The organism is Plebeiibacterium sediminum (genome assembly GCF_026013605.1).
Taxonomy (GTDB): domain Bacteria; phylum Bacteroidota; class Bacteroidia; order Bacteroidales; family Marinilabiliaceae; genus Saccharicrinis; species Saccharicrinis sediminus.
In genome coordinates this window covers 1-336 of record NZ_JAPDPJ010000397.1, presented here as the reverse complement: position 1 = coordinate 336, position 336 = coordinate 1, and the positions used below count along the sequence as shown (strand labels likewise).

Annotated in this window: 1 protein-coding gene; it reads right to left on the bottom strand. The window is 32.4% G+C overall.

Translation table 11 applies throughout. From position 1 onward, the window contains the following. Window positions 1-153 precede the first annotated feature (153 nt). Window positions 154-336, bottom strand: a 183-nt coding sequence (locus tag OM075_RS25930; RefSeq protein WP_301193431.1) for a hypothetical protein, incomplete at its 5' end; no start/stop codon positions are given.

The window sequence follows — 336 nt, the reverse complement described above, 5'->3', positions numbered from 1 at the left end:
GAAATATCAATTGCATATTTTATCAGTTTAAAATTATACAAGAAAACCTTGTTTAAACGCTTTTTCTAGTTTATATTTGTACCGAGTTCATCCTACCGTTCGGAGGAAGGAAATCGAAAAACGCAAGCCTCGAAGCTTTGCGTTTTTTGCGTTTTATAGCACTTCGTTTAGCTTTCGTTTATACTTTTTTCTAAATTTATTACGAGCTGCATCCTTGCCTCTTACATGATAAGCAGATAATAAATAATACTCATTTATCTTTCTTAAAGGCTCCAGTACAATCACGTACTTTTCATCTTCATCGTATATATAAGTTCTGTTTCCTTCGGTTTCTTT